We start from the raw sequence: 14,259 nt of genomic DNA, 5'->3' as shown, positions 1-14,259 counted from the left end.
TATTGCTCAAATAGCAGGCAAATCGCCTTATTTTGCACGGACCTTATAGAAGCGCGCGGGAATAGGGGGGCCAAACATCACATGGACCGGATCAGCGTAAACGATTCCAGACCTTTGGCGTATCGTCGAGCTTGGCATTGTGTTGGGTGATCCACTCGATCGTCTTGTCGAAGGGCATGGGGCGGGCGATCCCAAAGCCTTGGACGTGACCGCAGCCGAGTTGCGAGAGCATTGCATGCTCCCCGACTGTTTCCACGCCTTCGGCCAGCGTGTCGAGGCCGAGCCGTTCGGCCATGGTCAAGATCGCGGCGACCATCCGCTGTTGCTCGGGGTCACGGTCAACCTTCATGACGAAGCTGCGGTCGATCTTGATCCGCTCCACGGCAAAGCGACGGATCGAGGAAATCGAGGCATGTCCGGTGCCGAAATCGTCGAGGTCAATCCGGCAGCCCATTTTGGCCAACCCGTTGATATTGCGCGAAATCATATCTTCGGGGGACGAGGCGACCACGGTTTCGAGCACTTCAACCGAGAGCCGTTCGGGGGGCAGGTTAAAGCGGTCGAGGTCCCAGCGAATTTTATCCACCAGCTTGGGATTGCGTAGCTCGTCACCTGCAAAGTTCACCCCGACATGCGGCACATCCAAACCCGCTGCATCCCATGCGCGCAAGGCCGTCAAGGCGTGGAAGAGCATGACCTCGCCAAGCCGCTCCAACTGGCCGCTTTGCTCGAGCGCGGGCAGAAATTCAGCGGGTGAAATCATGCCCCGTTTGGGGTGCTGCCAGCGCGCCAAGGCCTCGAAACCGGTGACTAGGCCGGTGTCGGTGCTGATCTGCGGTTGGAACCACGGTTGGATCTGGCCGTTCTCCAATGCCATCGCGACTTCGTCCATAAAGACGTGGCGTGTGGTCTCGGAGCGTTTCATTTCGTCGGTATAGGCGCGAATGGCGGACGGGCTGTGACGGCTGGCTTCGGCGAGGGCAACGGATGCGGCCGAGAACAGCGCCGCGCCATTCGGTTTGGGGGCGCGCGAGGCGAGGCAGAAACCGATGGAGCAGGAGACGTAAATTGTTGTCGCATCGAGGGAAATCGGCTCTTCAATCGCGGCCTGAAGTCGGGAGGCCATTTGGATCGAGACTTCCAAGTCAAGATGCGGGACAGGGGCCAGCGCCACGCCAAAGCGGCTGTCGCCAAGGCGGCAGACCAGATCGCCATCGCGCAAGACATCGCGCAAACGGTCGGAGGTGCGGTGCAGCATCTCGTCGGCGGCGGCCTGTCCGTAGCGGTCGAGGATCACCGAGAAATCGTCAAGCTCCAGCATAAAGCAACCCGTCGAGCGGGCCGTGCCGATGGACGCGGTCATTGCTTGTTCCAGAGCCAGTTCAAGGCTGTCGCGCAGGGCAAGGCCGGTGACGCTGTCATGGGAGCGGCCGAGCGCGACCGAGCGGTCGGGATCAAAACCGCCCACCAAGGCAAAGAGCATCGGCAGACCCAGAGACATCATCAACAGCGACATCTCGCCGCCAATCCAAAACGCACCCAGCGCCATCGCGGGCAGGAATGCCAACAATTGCGGACCGGAAAGCGTATACCGGAGCTTTTGCCTGAGATGTGCGATCCGTTGGCCGGCGCGCTGCGACATGTGCGGTTTCCTTCTGACTCGCGGTCAGACTAAGCGCGGTGTCTCAACTAAGTTTTAACGGACGTTAGGGATTTGACTAAAATTTGCATCTTTTTCACCCTGACCTAACGTAAGGTTGGCGAAATCGAACAGTTTGGGGTCAAGCAAATGCGACGGGCGCGCATTCATGAGCGCGCGAAACATCACCTGACGGCGGCCGGGTGTGTTCTTTTCCCATCCATCGAGAATCGCCTTAACCTGTTGACGTTGCAGGCCATCTTGGCTTCCGCAAAGGTCGCAGGGGATGATCGGATACTTCATTTCAGCGGCGAATCGTTCGCAATCTGATTCGGCGACATGGGCGAGGGGGCGGTAGACGAAAAGATCGCCCTCTTCATTGACCAATTTCGGCGGCATTGTCGCCAAACGCCCGCCGTGGAACAGATTCATGAAAAACGTCTCGAGGATGTCGTCGCGGTGATGGCCCAAGACCACCGCCGAGCAGCCTTCTTCGCGGGCGATCCGGTAAAGATTGCCGCGCCGCAGCCGCGAGCAAAGCGCACAAAACGTGCGCCCCGCAGGGACCTTGTCCATTACGATGCTATAGGTGTCTTGATATTCGATCCGGTGCTCGACACCCATTTTCTCGAGAAACTCGGGCAAGACGGTCGCCGGAAACCCCGGTTGGCCTTGATCGAGGTTACATGCCAGAAGCTCGACCGGCAGCAGGCCGCGCCATTTGAGCTCATGCAGCACCGCGAGCAGCGTATAGCTGTCCTTGCCGCCCGACAGGCACACAAGCCAGCGCGCACCGCGTTCGATCATGCCGTATTGTTCGATCGCCTCGCGGGTATAGCGCACGATTCGTTTGCGCAGTTTGCGAAACTCGGTGGTTTTGGGTGCGCCGTGAAACAGCGGGTGAATATCATCGGGTTCATCAAGCATATCTGGGCTTTAGGCCTTTGGCAGGATTCGGGCAAGCGGGCTAATGGCGATGGCCGCAGGTGGATTGGCCTTTGTCCGGAACGGGGTCATAGCCGCAATTGCCCCATGGGTTGCACCGTCCGATCCGTTTGGCCGCCATCCAGCCGCCCTTTAAGGCGCCATGTTTTTGTAGAGCTTCTAAAGCATAGGCCGAGCAGGTGGGTTGATAGCGGCAATTGAAGCCGACCCACGGCGAGAAGATCAAGCGATATGCGCGAATGGGCAGGGCAAGCAGATGCGCAAGCGGGCTCATGACGCGCCGCCGGTCTTGGGGGCGCTTTTGGCGCGCGGGCGGCGCGGGGCCGAGGCGGGCTGCGCGCTGCCGTCATGCAGCTTGCGCAGGGCATAGGCCAGATCGGATTTAAGCGCCTCAAAGGGGCGGCTTGCCGTCGCCTGCGCACGGCCGATCAACACATAATCCCATCCGGCGCGGCCATGCTCGGGCAGAACAAGGCGCGCGGCCTCACGCAGGCGGCGTTTGGCACGGTTGCGCGCGACCGCATTGCCGACCTTTTTGGAACAGGTAAATCCAACGCGGATCGCGTCGCCCTGCGCTTCGCCCTTTACGCGTTTGCGTCCCTGCACCATCATCGCACCGGTGCCTTGACGCCGCGCGCGCGCAGCGGTCAGAAAATCGGCGCGTTTGCGCAGGGTGAGGATTTTGCTCATGGCGTTACAGACACCGGAACTGCCGTTTGGACAAACGGAAACCGCCGGAGGCATTCTCCCTCGGTTTGGCACATATGCCAACCTCGGGGGCCTCCGGCGGTGTCATCTCGAAAATCGCCGCGTATATGCGAGCTGCGCTTATGCGCTCAGCGATTTGCGGCCACGTGCGCGGCGCGCGTTCAAAATCTTGCGACCGGCTTTGGTGGCCATGCGCGAGCGGAAACCGTGGCGGCGTTTGCGAACCAGGTTCGAAGGTTGGTAGGTGCGTTTCATCGCTCCGTCTCCATCTGTCAAAGGCGGGGAGCGCGCGGGATTCGCACGCCCTTGGTCATTCGAAGCCCGTGCTATAGGGGGGCGGCCCGAATAAGTCAAACCCCCTCGGGGGTGTTTTCGGCGAAATTTGCACCGCAGTCGCCCAATTCGCATTTCAGGCGGCTTTGCGCCGCGATCCTACCCGATCGGGCGGGCACTGCGAAGGGGCTGCGGCTCTTGCGCAAATGTTACAGCCGCTTGACGTGGGCCTTGCCTGCTTGGGTTTGGCTCTCACGCGTGATCAAGCGCCCGTGAGATCGGATGAAATGCTTTTGCAATCGCGCGCGCTGCGCGCAGTTTGCCCGTCATGAGCAAAGATATGGATCACATTATGCAGGCCAAGACCGATGCACCCGCGGCGGGCCAAGCCGCCGCCCCGAAATCCGCGCTGCGCCGCGCCGCGCCTTTGGTGGCGATCGCGGTCGCGGCGATCTTGGGCGCTGTGTTCTTGCGTGATGTGCTCAGCTTTGATGCGCTTGCGCAGAACCGCGAGGCGCTGGAAGCGTTCCGCGATGCGCATTATCTGGCGACTGCGGCGGTGTTCATCGTGGCCTATGTGGCCATTGTCGCCTTCTCCTTGCCAGGTGCGACGATCGCCACATTGACCGGCGGGTTCCTTTTCGGCGTCTTTCCAGGCACGCTTTTTAACGTGCTTGCGGCGACGCTTGGCGCGGCGGTGATATTTTTGGCCGCGCGCTGGGGGCTGGGCGCGAAGCTGGCGCAAAAGATGGAGGCGGGCGACGGTGTGGTCAGCCGGATCAAAGCGGGCATTGATGAGAACCAATGGTCGATGCTGTTCTTGATCCGTCTGGTGCCCGCCGTGCCGTTTTTCGTGGCCAATCTGGTGCCGGCCTTGGTCGGGGTCCCGCTGCGGCGGTTCGTGATCTCGACCTTCTTTGGCATTATTCCAGGCGGATTGGTCTACACCTCGGTGGGGGCCGGATTGGGAGAAATTTTTGCACGGGGTGAAAAGCCGGATTTGGGCATTATCTTTGAGCCACAGATATTGCTGCCAATCCTCGGGCTTTGCGCTTTGGCCGCTTTGCCGATTGTGATCAAGGCCCTGCGCGGGCGGAAAGGGATCTGACATGAAGCGGATCAAATGTGACCTTCTGGTGATCGGTGCGGGGTCGGGCGGTTTGTCGGTGGCGGCGGGCGCGGCGCAAATGGGCGCCAAGGTGGTGCTTCTCGAAGGCCATAAAATGGGCGGCGATTGCCTCAACTATGGCTGCGTGCCGTCCAAGGCGCTGTTGGCTTCGGGCAAGGCCGCGCATGCCATGGGGGCGGGGGCGCCGTTTGGCGTCGCGCCCGTCTTGCCCGATGTGAGCTACAGCGCCGCCAAAGATCACGTTGCGCAGGTGATCGAAACCATCGCGCCGGTGGATAGCCAAGAGCGGTTTGAAGGCTTTGGAGTGCAGGTGATCCGCGAGTTCGGGCGGTTTGTCTCCGAACATGAGGTCGAGGCGGGCGAGAACCGGATCAAAGCGCGCCGCATCGTGGTGGCGACCGGATCGTCGCCCTTGGTGCCGCCCATTGACGGGCTGGCGGATGTGCCGTTTCTGACCAACGAGACGCTGTTTGATTTGCGCGAGCAGCCTGCGCATCTGCTCATCATCGGCGGCGGGCCGATTGGCATGGAGATGGCGCAAGCGCACCGGCGGCTTGGCTCCAAAGTCACGGTGATCGAGGGCGGCAAAGCTTTGCCCAAGGATGATCCGGAGATGGCGGCGATTGTTTTGGACAAGCTGCGCGGCGAAGGCATCGAGATTGCCGAAGGCGCGATGGCCGCCAATATCGCAGGCGCGGCGGGCAATATCACCGTGACGGCCAAGGACGGGCGCAGCTTTACCGGCTCGCATTTGCTTTTGGCCGTGGGGCGCAAGGCAAATGTTGAAAAGCTCGACCTTGAAAAGGCAGGCATCGAGCGTAGCAAAACCGGTATCCAAGTGGACGCGCGTTTGCGCACCAGCAACCGCCGCGTTTATGCGATTGGCGATGTGGCGGGCGGGCTGCAATTTACCCATGTTGCGGGCTATCACGCGGGGATCATCATCCGCTCGGCCCTGTTCGGATTGCCCGCCAAGGCGCCGACATCGCATATCCCTTGGGCCACCTATACCGATCCCGAACTGGCGCAAGTCGGCATGAGCGAGGCCGAGGCCCGCGCGGCCCATGGGGACAAATTGGAAGTGGTGCGGTTCGATTATGCCCATAATGACCGCGCCATTGCAGAGCGCAAAACCACCGGCCGGATCAAATTGATGGTGGTCAAAGGCCGCCCCGTTGGCGTGTCCATCGCAGGCCATCAGGCGGGCGAGTTGATCGCGATGTGGTCGATGGTGATCGCCAACAAGATGAAACTGTCGGCCGTGGCGGGCATGGTCGCGCCCTATCCGACCATCTCCGAGGTGAACAAACGCGCGGCTGGGGCCTATTTCTCGCCGCGCCTCTTTGATAGCACTTTGGTGAAACGCGCCGTATGGTTGGTGCAGCGATTGCTGCCCTGAGACCGGCGACGACGGAGAGAGAATGCTCAACACCCTATCAGGCCGTTTCCTGATCCTGACCACCGTCTTTGTGATGTTGGCGGAGGTGCTGATCTTTGTGCCCTCTATCGCGCGTTTTCGCGAGGACTACCTCTTGTTGCGCCTTGAGCGGGCCCAGATCGCGTCGCTCGCTCTTTTGGCCGATGATATGATTTCCGAGGACCTCGAAGAAGAGCTGCTTCGCAACGCCGAGGTCTTCAACGTGGTGCTGCGGCGCGATGAGGCGCGGCAACTGGTGTTGTCGTCGCCTTTGCCGCATCCGATTGATGCGACCTTCGATTTGCGCGGGGCGGGTCCGGTGGTGCTGATCCGCGATGCGATGGCGCGGCTGTTCGACCCGCAACCTCGGGTGATCCGGTTGATCGGGTATCCGACCAATTCGGCAGGGGTTTTGATCGAGGTGACGATGGAAACCGCGCCGCTGCGCATGGCGATGATCGACTACGGGCTGCGCATTCTGGCGCTCTCTGCGGTGATCTCTATCTTTACGGCGGTGTTGTTGTTTTTGGCGGTGCGGGCCTTTTTGGTCAAACCGATCAAGCGCTTGGTCGGCGATATGCAAGCCTATGCCGCCGCGCCCGAAGATGCGCGCAACATCCATGCGCCGCGCGCGGGGGTGACCGAATTGCGCGAGGCGGAGGAGGCGCTGTCGATGATGCAAACGCAGCTCACCGGCGCGCTCAAGCAAAAGGAGCGTTTGGCGCAATTGGGCGCGGCGGTTGCCAAAATCAGCCATGATTTGCGCAATATCCTGACGTCTGCGCAGCTTTTTACCGACCGGATCGAGATGAGCGAAGATCCCACTGTTCGGCGCATGGCGCCCAAGCTTGTCGGCTCGATCAGCCGTGCGGTCAGCCTGTGCGAAAGCACGTTGAAATTTGGCCGCGCCGAAGAGCCCGCGCCGAGCCTGAGCGAGATCAAGCTGTGGGATCTGGTCGATGATGTCTTCGAGGCAGAGCGCCTTGCAGTGGGCGAAGCCGAGATCAGCTTTGCCGAAGACATCCCCGCAAGCCTGATGCTGCGCGCCGATGCGGAGCAGCTTTACCGCGTGATCTCGAATTTGGTGCGCAATGCCCGTCAGGCGATCGAGGCGACGCGGCAGGCCGGAGAAATCGCCGTGCGCGCCCGCGAGGCCGATGGTCAATGGCTCATTGATGTGGCCGACACGGGGCCAGGCCTGCCGCCCAAAGCGCGCGAGCATCTGTTCACCGCCTTTCAGGGCGGCGCGCGCAAGGGCGGCGCTGGGCTGGGTCTTGTGATTTCCGCCGAACTGATCCGCGGCCATGGCGGGCGGCTTGACCTGCTCGAGACGGGCGAGGCGGGCACGACCTTTCGCATATGCCTGCCGATGGGCGATGCGGGCGATCCATAGCCCCCTAGCTCCGTGGCTTCCGGCAAACTCTGCGCAATTTGACGCCGTATTGCGGCCATGATCGCTTGATAATCTCGCGCAAAGCCTCGGGTTCGGGGCGTGGATGCGATTGCGCTATGGCGCAGGTGAGATCGCGAAGAGAGGGCGCAGATGTCTTTCGTTGTAAAACTTCTTGGCGCGGTGATGTTTCGCATCCTGACGCGTTTGATGATGATGCTGGTCTTGCTGGGCGCGCTGTCTTTTGCGGTGCGCTACGTGCCCGGGATGCAGGGGCGTATGCCCGATTTTGGCGCATTACTGGCCAATTACCGCATGATGATGACCGAACCGGAGGCGCTGAACTTCGGGCAAGATCCTGCGATGCAGGCCAGTGATGCACTGGCCTCGGCGCAGCACCTGCTCCTTGGGACGGGCGATGCGCCCTCTGCCGCCCTGCCGCAGGCCGCGCCTTCTACGGTTGGCGAGGGCGCGCCCGATGGCGGCGCGATGGCTGGGATCATGCAAATGGTGCTCAAGCTGGGCGCCGCAGGTGGGGTGCCCAGCGGCGCACCCAGCGGCGCGATGCCGGACTATGGCGCGGCTTTGGCCGCAGCGGCTGCCGGTTCGCAACAGATGCAAGCGGCGCCCGCGCAGGCGAAGCCTCTGACCGAGTTGCAAAAGCTGCGCCAGCGCAATTATCCGCGAAACGGGGTGAGCAATACGGTGCCGAGCACCACGATGAAGCGCGTGCGTGCGGTTCCGTCAGGTCATTGACGCGATCCCCTCCATAGAATGCGGGGAGGCGACGGGCTTCTTCGGCGAAAGCGGACTTTTTGCCAAAATAGCCCTTGCAAAGGCGCAGCGTGCCGACTACATCACGCCGCAACGGATTGGTAGCTCAGTTGGATAGAGTACTTGACTACGAATCAAGGGGTCGGGGGTTCGAATCCTCCCCAGTCCGCCACCTACCACTTTTGGTAATTTGCATCGGGCCGCTTTTAGCGGCCCTTTTGCATTTGTGGCGCAAACATTGCGTGGCCTTTTGAGTTTCGTTCGATGGTGCCTTGACGCATTCGAGGTGCGCAGCGTCGCGGCATGCGTCGAATGCGGATTTGTTCCGCTAGATGCAAAACCGACTTGTTTTCTCTACCTTCGACCTTTCGGCAGCTATCGCCCGCATTGCGGTTGCGTTAGGTATCAAGAAATTCTGGGAAGTGAGGACGAAACCTATGCAAATGAATGACCAACGCGATATCCGCGCCGATCGTGCCACCGTTTGGGCAGCTTTGCTCAACCCCGAGGTTCTGGCGCAATGTGTGCCGGGCACGCAATCGCTGACCGGCTCGCCCGAAGAGGGCTTTGAGGCCACGGTGGTGCAAAAAGTCGGCCCCGTGAAGGCGACGTTCAAAGGGGCGGTGACCCTGTCGGACATGGTGCCGCTTGAGAGCCTGACCCTGACGGGTGAGGGCAAGGGCGGCGCGGCCGGTTTTGCCAAGGGCGGCGCGAATGTGCGGTTGGAGGAAATCCCCGAAGGCACGCGGCTCATCTATGACGTCGAGGCCAAGGTCGGCGGCAAGCTGGCGCAATTGGGCAGCCGCCTGATCGACGGGTTTGCAAAGAAAATGGCGGATCAGTTTTTCTCCGATTTCCAAGCGGCCGTTGAAGGGCCAGAGGCGGCTGAGGCCGAAGCGCCCGCCGAGGCCGCAAGCGAGGAGGCTCCGGCCAAGAAGGGCTGGGTCAAGCGGTTGATTGGCGGCTAAGCCAAACCCCAGATGATGATGCGAAAGGGCCGTCCTCTTGGGGGCGGCCTTTTGCGTTCGGGGGCGAATTGAGGGTGCTTTTGGCCGCGATGTTTTGCCTGTGCGGTGGCGCAGAGGGGCTTGCGCGGGCGATGGCGCTGGCCCAATGGCGCGCGGCGCGGTAGTTTGCCTGCCTAACCAGAGCTTTAAAGGGCGCGCAGATGGCAGCGATTGTATCGGTAAAGGATCTTCGGAAAACCTATGAGGGCGGTTTCGAGGCGCTCAAAGGGGTGACCTTGGACATCGAAGAGGGCGAGATTCTGGCCCTGCTTGGGCCCAATGGCGCGGGTAAAACCACATTGATTTCAACGTTATGCGGCATCACCGTGCCCACAGGCGGCGCGGCCGCGGTGGGCGGGCATGACATCATCACCGCCTACCGTGATGCGCGGCGGCTGATCGGATTGGTCCCGCAAGAGCTGTCTTTGGAACCTTTTGAAAAGGTGATCAACTCGGTGCGCTTGAGCCGCGGCTTGTTCGGCTTGCCGCGCGATGAGGCGATGATTGAATCCATTCTGCGCAAGCTGTCGCTTTGGGACAAGCGCAACGAGCAGATCAAGGCGCTGTCCGGCGGGATGAAGCGGCGGGTGCTGATCGCCAAGGCGCTCAGCCATGAGCCGCGGGTCTTGTTTTTGGACGAGCCGACAGCGGGCGTTGATGTCGAATTGCGCCGAGACATGTGGCAGATCGTTGCGGATTTGAAAAAGCAGGGCGTGACCATCATCTTGACCACCCATTACATCGAAGAGGCCGAGGCGATTGCCGACCGCGTCGGGGTGATCACCAATGGCGAAATCCTGCTCGTCGAAGACACCGCGATCTTGATGCGCCAGATGGGCCGCAAGGAATTGCGCATTGATCTCAAAACGCCGGTCGAGGCGGTGCCACCCGCGCTGGGCGGTTATGATCTGGCGCTGGCGGCCAATGGCGCGGCGTTGATCTATAGCTATGACACAAACGCCGACGGCACGGGGATCACGGCGCTTTTGGGCGATCTGTCCAAAGCGGGGCTTGCCCTTGCCGATATCCAGACCAAACAATCCAGCCTCGAAGAAATCTTCGTCGGGCTTGTCCAACAGGAGGGCGCACAATGAACCTCAACGCTGTTCGTGCGATCTATTTCTACGAAATGCACCGGTTTTTCCGCACCATTTTGCAAAGCTTCATCTCGCCGGTGATCTCGACCTCGCTTTATTTCGTGGTCTTCGGCGCGGCAATCGGCAGCCGGATCGACCAAGTCGAAGGCGTCTCTTACGGGGCCTTTATCGTGCCGGGGTTGATCATGCTGTCGGTGATGACCCAAGGCATATCCAACGCCTCTTTTGGCATCTATTTCCCCAAATTCATCGGCACGATTTACGAGCTGCTCTCGGCGCCGGTGAATTTTCTGGAGATCGTTTTGGGATATGTCGGCGCGGCGGCGACCAAAGCCTTGTTCATCGGTGTGGTGATCTTGGCGACGGCCAGCCTTTTTGTCGATCTGCAAATCCAGCACCCGATTGCGATGATGGCGTTTTTGGTTCTGACCTGTGTTTCCTTTGCTTTGTTCGGCTTTATCATCGGGATATGGGCGCAAAATTTCGAGCAGTTGCAATTGATCCCGCTGTTGGTGATCACGCCGCTGGTGTTTCTGGGCGGCTCGTTCTACTCGATCAAGATGCTGCCGCCGATCTGGCAAACGATCACCTTGTTTAATCCGGTGGTCTACCTGATCTCGGGGTTCCGCTGGGCGTTCTTTGGCGTGCAGGACGTGGATATCGGGTTGAGCCTTTTGGCGATTGCGGGCTTTACGGCGATCTGCCTCGGGCTGATCTGGTGGATTTTCAAAACCGGCTACCGTATCCGCAGCTAATTGATGCGAATTGGCGGCGGGCGGCGGGTTTCTTTGGCCTGCTGCCCGCCCGCGTCTTGTTTGTCCTAGGGATGCGCTCTACATCCGAAGACATGAAACGTTTTCTTCCCTTTGTAAAAACGCCGCCTGTGGTGTCGCTCCTGCGCCTGTCGGGATCGATTGGCACGGGCAATCGCAGCGCGCTTTCTGACGAGGCCTTGGCCCCGATGATCGAGCGCGCGTTCCGGCGCGGTAAGCCAAGCGCTGTGGCGCTTTTGATCAATTCGCCTGGCGGCTCGCCGGTGCAGTCATCCTTGATCGGCGCGCGTATCCGCCGTTTGGCCGAAGAGAAAAATGTGCCGGTTCTGGCCTTTGTCGAAGATGTGGCCGCCTCGGGCGGCTATTGGCTCGCGGCGGCGGCAGACGAGATTTATGCCGACGAAAGCTCGATCCTCGGCTCGATCGGGGTGATCTCGGCAGGGTTTGGCGCCCATGTGTTTTTGGCCCGTCAGGGCATCGAGCGGCGCGTCTACACCGCAGGGACCAGCAAATCCATGCTCGACCCGTTCCGCCCCGAAAACCCCGAAGATGTCGAGCGGCTCAAATCCATGCTGCAACAAATCCACGGCAATTTCATCACCCACATCAAGACCCGTCGCGGCAGCAAGCTCAAAGAGGGCGAGGACCTGTTCAACGGGGATATCTGGGTGGGCGCGCAGGCCGTCGAGGCCGGATTGGCCGACGGGATCGCCCATATGATGCCGCATCTCAAGGAGCGGTTCGGCAAGGATGTGCGCCTGCGCCGTTACGGCCCGCGGCGCAGCATCATGCAACGCTTTGGCGCGCGGATCGTTGGCGATGCGCTTGGCGCGATAGAAGAGCGTGCCGATTTCGCGCGCTTCGGGCTTTGACGTGATTTTCAAGATTGTCACTCTGTTTTTGGTGGTCATGGGTGTGCTAGCCATGTTCGGCAAAGCGCGTTTTCCCGGTCAAAAACGGCTGGCGGCGGCGCGTTGTTCTAAATGCGGGCGCTACTCGATCGGCAAAGGCCCTTGTGGCTGCGAAAAGAATAAGGGCTAACGACGAATGGAATGGCTGCTCTCCGGTCTTGGATTGGTGATCTTGCTCTTGGCTGGCGACGCGTTGGTCAAAGGTGCGGTGAACATGTCGCTGCGCATCGGGATACCGGCATTGATTGTCTCTTTGACGATTGTCGCATTTGGCACATCCGCGCCCGAGCTTTTGATCGCCATCAGCGCCATTTTGGAGGACAAACCAGGCTTGGCTTTGGGCAATGTCGTGGGCTCCAATACGGCGAACATCTTGCTTGTTCTGGGGATTCCGGCGCTTTTGGCGGTGATGCATACCTCGCAATGCAATACGCGAAAATCCTTTGTTTTCATGATCGCAGCGACGCTCCTCTTCATTGGCCTGTGTTTCACGGGGACATTTACGGCCGTCTCGGGGCTAATCTTGCTCGGGGCTTTGTCCTTGGTTTTGCTTGACGCCTTTCGCGAGGCGGGTGCGCATCGCAAAGCGGGGGCGGCTGCGGCGCTTCTGGCCGAGCCGGAGGAGGACGTCGAGGGCGCCGATCCCGACATGCCGTGGTGGAAGATTGTGGTATTCTTGGTGCTAGGCCTGATCGGTTTGCCGCTTGGCGCGGATCTGTTGGTCGAGAATGCATCGATCATCGCGCGCGATTTTGGCGTCTCCGATACGGTCATCGGCTTGACCTTGGTGGCGATCGGCACCTCCTTGCCCGAACTGGCGACCACGGTCATGGCGGCGCTGCGCAAACAGGCGGATGTCGCTTTGGGCAATGTGATCGGCTCGAATATGTTCAACCTCTTGGCCATCATCGGCATCGCGTCCTTGGTCGGCCCGATCCCTGTGCCGCGCGAATTCCTCACATTCGATTTGTGGGTGATGCTGGGCGCGTCTCTTCTGTTGGTGCCCTTTGTCTTTTTCGGGCGTGATATCACGCGTATTTGGGGCATTATCCTGACGGCGCTCTATCTGGCCTATGTGGTGATCATTCTGGTCTGAGCGGCGAGCGGAGGAGGTAGAGATGACAACACAGGCGCAGCCAAGGGCTCTTGTCACGGGGGCAGGCAAACGGTTAGGCCGCGAGATGGCGCTCTATCTGGCGCGGCGCGGGTTTGATGTAGCGGTGCATTACGCCCGCTCGCGCGCCGAGGCCGAAGATGCGGTGCGCGAAATCCGCGATCTGGGCCGCCACGCCATTGCGATCAAGGCGGATTTGCTTGTGGAAGGCGAGATGCAGCATTTGCTGCCTGCGGCTGCGGCGGCCTTGGGCGGGCCGGTGACCTGCCTCGTGAACAATGCTTCGATTTTTGAGTATGACAACACCATGACCGCGACGCGCGCGGGGTGGGACCGGCATTTCGAAAGCAATCTACGCGCGCCTTTCGTGCTGACGCAGGCTCTCGCCAAGGCGATCCCTGACCCGATCAAGGATACGCATGGCGAGCCGGTGGCGCAGGGATTGGTGATCAATATGGTGGATCAACGGGTGCGCAAGCTGACGCCCGAATTCATGACCTATACTTTGGCCAAAATGGGGCTTTGGGCGATGACGCAGACCACGGCGCAGGCTCTCGCGCCGCGTGTGCGGGTCAATGCCATCGGTCCGGGGCCGACCCTGCGCGGCGCGCGTCAGAGCAAGGCGCATTTCGAAGGGCAGCGCGCGGCGACGGCGCTGCAGCGCGGCGCAAACCCCTCCGATATCAACGCCGCTTTGGGGTATTTTCTCGACGCGCCCGCGGTTACCGGACAGCTCATCTGCGTTGACGGCGGGCAGCATTTGGGATGGCAGACGCCCGATGTGTTGGGCGTCGAATAGCGATGCGGCGCAAAGGGCCGCGCAAAGTTGTGCACCTGCGGCCGGAAAGTTAATAAAGTGTTACAAAAACTTCAATGTTTTCAGTGTTTTGGCTGTCTTGAAATTATTTTCCGTTTGCTTTCAAGCCCCTAAGTAACTGCCTGTTTTTTGTGCAGGACGTGAATCTTGCCGAAAAAGAAGGGAAAATCCTCTCTCCCAGAGGACTGCACACAGAGTTATCCACATAAAACGTGGACAGGTTTATGGTTGCCCTTGAGGTGCGAAGATTGCAGGGGGGCCGCAA

Annotated in this window: 14 protein-coding genes, 1 tRNA gene and 1 pseudogene; 11 read left to right on the top strand and 5 right to left on the bottom strand. The window is 60.4% G+C overall.

Annotated features, from left to right (window positions below; all coding sequences use genetic code 11):
- Positions 1–91 precede the first annotated feature (91 nt).
- The 5 genes and pseudogenes from ABWV64_RS05975 to rpmH all read right to left on the bottom strand — a co-directional run bounded on the left by ABWV64_RS05975 (position 92) and on the right by rpmH (position 3,547).
- Complete coding sequence (locus tag ABWV64_RS05975; RefSeq protein WP_353343352.1) at positions 92–1,642, bottom strand: putative bifunctional diguanylate cyclase/phosphodiesterase; 1,551 nt, start codon at positions 1,640–1,642, stop codon at positions 92–94.
- A 54-nt stretch (positions 1,643–1,696) separates the two neighbouring features.
- The gene (gene ttcA / locus ABWV64_RS05970) at positions 1,697–2,566 is read right to left on the bottom strand and encodes a tRNA 2-thiocytidine(32) synthetase TtcA (protein ID WP_353343351.1); all 870 of its coding nucleotides are present in this window, start codon (positions 2,564–2,566) and stop codon (positions 1,697–1,699) included.
- 40 nt (positions 2,567–2,606) lie between these two features.
- On the bottom strand, positions 2,607–2,858 hold the full coding sequence (gene yidD / locus ABWV64_RS05965) for a membrane protein insertion efficiency factor YidD (protein WP_353343350.1): 252 nt from the start codon (positions 2,856–2,858) through the stop codon (positions 2,607–2,609).
- 74 nt (positions 2,859–2,932) lie between these two features.
- Positions 2,933–3,380 (bottom strand): annotated as a pseudogene (rnpA, locus tag ABWV64_RS05960) (ribonuclease P protein component); the annotation flags it as partial.
- Between the two features lie 32 nt (positions 3,381–3,412).
- Entirely contained in the window at positions 3,413–3,547 is a 135-nt protein-coding gene (rpmH, locus tag ABWV64_RS05955) for a 50S ribosomal protein L34 (RefSeq protein WP_048599009.1), read from the bottom strand.
- A gap of 358 nt (positions 3,548–3,905) precedes the next feature.
- Between rpmH and ABWV64_RS05950 the strand changes: the two genes are divergently transcribed.
- The 11 genes from ABWV64_RS05950 (at position 3,906) to ABWV64_RS05900 (ending at position 13,976) form a co-directional block, all read left to right on the top strand.
- The gene (locus tag ABWV64_RS05950; protein WP_353343349.1) at positions 3,906–4,673 is read left to right on the top strand and encodes a TVP38/TMEM64 family protein; all 768 of its coding nucleotides are present in this window, start codon (positions 3,906–3,908) and stop codon (positions 4,671–4,673) included.
- A gap of 1 nt (position 4,674) precedes the next feature.
- On the top strand, positions 4,675–6,093 hold the full coding sequence (locus ABWV64_RS05945) for a dihydrolipoyl dehydrogenase family protein (RefSeq protein ID WP_353343348.1): 1,419 nt from the start codon (positions 4,675–4,677) through the stop codon (positions 6,091–6,093).
- A gap of 22 nt (positions 6,094–6,115) precedes the next feature.
- On the top strand, positions 6,116–7,504 hold the full coding sequence (locus tag ABWV64_RS05940; RefSeq protein ID WP_353343347.1) for a sensor histidine kinase: 1,389 nt from the start codon (positions 6,116–6,118) through the stop codon (positions 7,502–7,504).
- 150 nt (positions 7,505–7,654) lie between these two features.
- Positions 7,655–8,257, top strand: a complete 603-nt coding sequence (locus ABWV64_RS05935; RefSeq protein WP_353343346.1) for a hypothetical protein — start codon at positions 7,655–7,657, stop codon at positions 8,255–8,257.
- Between the two features lie 113 nt (positions 8,258–8,370).
- Positions 8,371–8,447 (top strand) — tRNA-Arg (locus tag ABWV64_RS05930).
- A gap of 265 nt (positions 8,448–8,712) precedes the next feature.
- On the top strand, positions 8,713–9,243 hold the full coding sequence (locus ABWV64_RS05925; RefSeq protein WP_353343345.1) for an SRPBCC family protein: 531 nt from the start codon (positions 8,713–8,715) through the stop codon (positions 9,241–9,243).
- A gap of 200 nt (positions 9,244–9,443) precedes the next feature.
- Positions 9,444–10,376: an ABC transporter ATP-binding protein gene (locus ABWV64_RS05920; RefSeq protein ID WP_353343344.1), complete on the top strand. Its 933-nt coding sequence runs from the start codon at positions 9,444–9,446 to the stop codon at positions 10,374–10,376.
- Positions 10,373–11,134: an ABC transporter permease gene (locus ABWV64_RS05915; protein WP_353343343.1), complete on the top strand. Its 762-nt coding sequence runs from the start codon at positions 10,373–10,375 to the stop codon at positions 11,132–11,134. Before ABWV64_RS05920 ends, ABWV64_RS05915 begins: the two co-directional genes overlap by 4 nt.
- Positions 11,135–11,226: 92 nt before the next feature.
- Positions 11,227–12,024, top strand: coding sequence for a S49 family peptidase (locus ABWV64_RS05910; RefSeq protein WP_353343342.1), 798 nt, complete (start codon positions 11,227–11,229; stop codon positions 12,022–12,024).
- Between the two features lie 175 nt (positions 12,025–12,199).
- On the top strand, positions 12,200–13,159 hold the full coding sequence (locus ABWV64_RS05905; RefSeq protein WP_353343341.1) for a calcium/sodium antiporter: 960 nt from the start codon (positions 12,200–12,202) through the stop codon (positions 13,157–13,159).
- A 22-nt stretch (positions 13,160–13,181) separates the two neighbouring features.
- Positions 13,182–13,976, top strand: a complete 795-nt coding sequence (locus ABWV64_RS05900) for an SDR family oxidoreductase (RefSeq protein WP_353343340.1) — start codon at positions 13,182–13,184, stop codon at positions 13,974–13,976.
- The last annotated feature ends 283 nt before the right edge of the window (positions 13,977–14,259 follow it).

The organism is Litorivita sp. NS0012-18 (genome assembly GCF_040371945.1).
GTDB lineage: Bacteria > Pseudomonadota > Alphaproteobacteria > Rhodobacterales > Rhodobacteraceae > Litorivita.
Note: the sequence above shows the minus strand (reverse complement) of the source record. Positions and strands in the feature narration are given on the sequence as shown.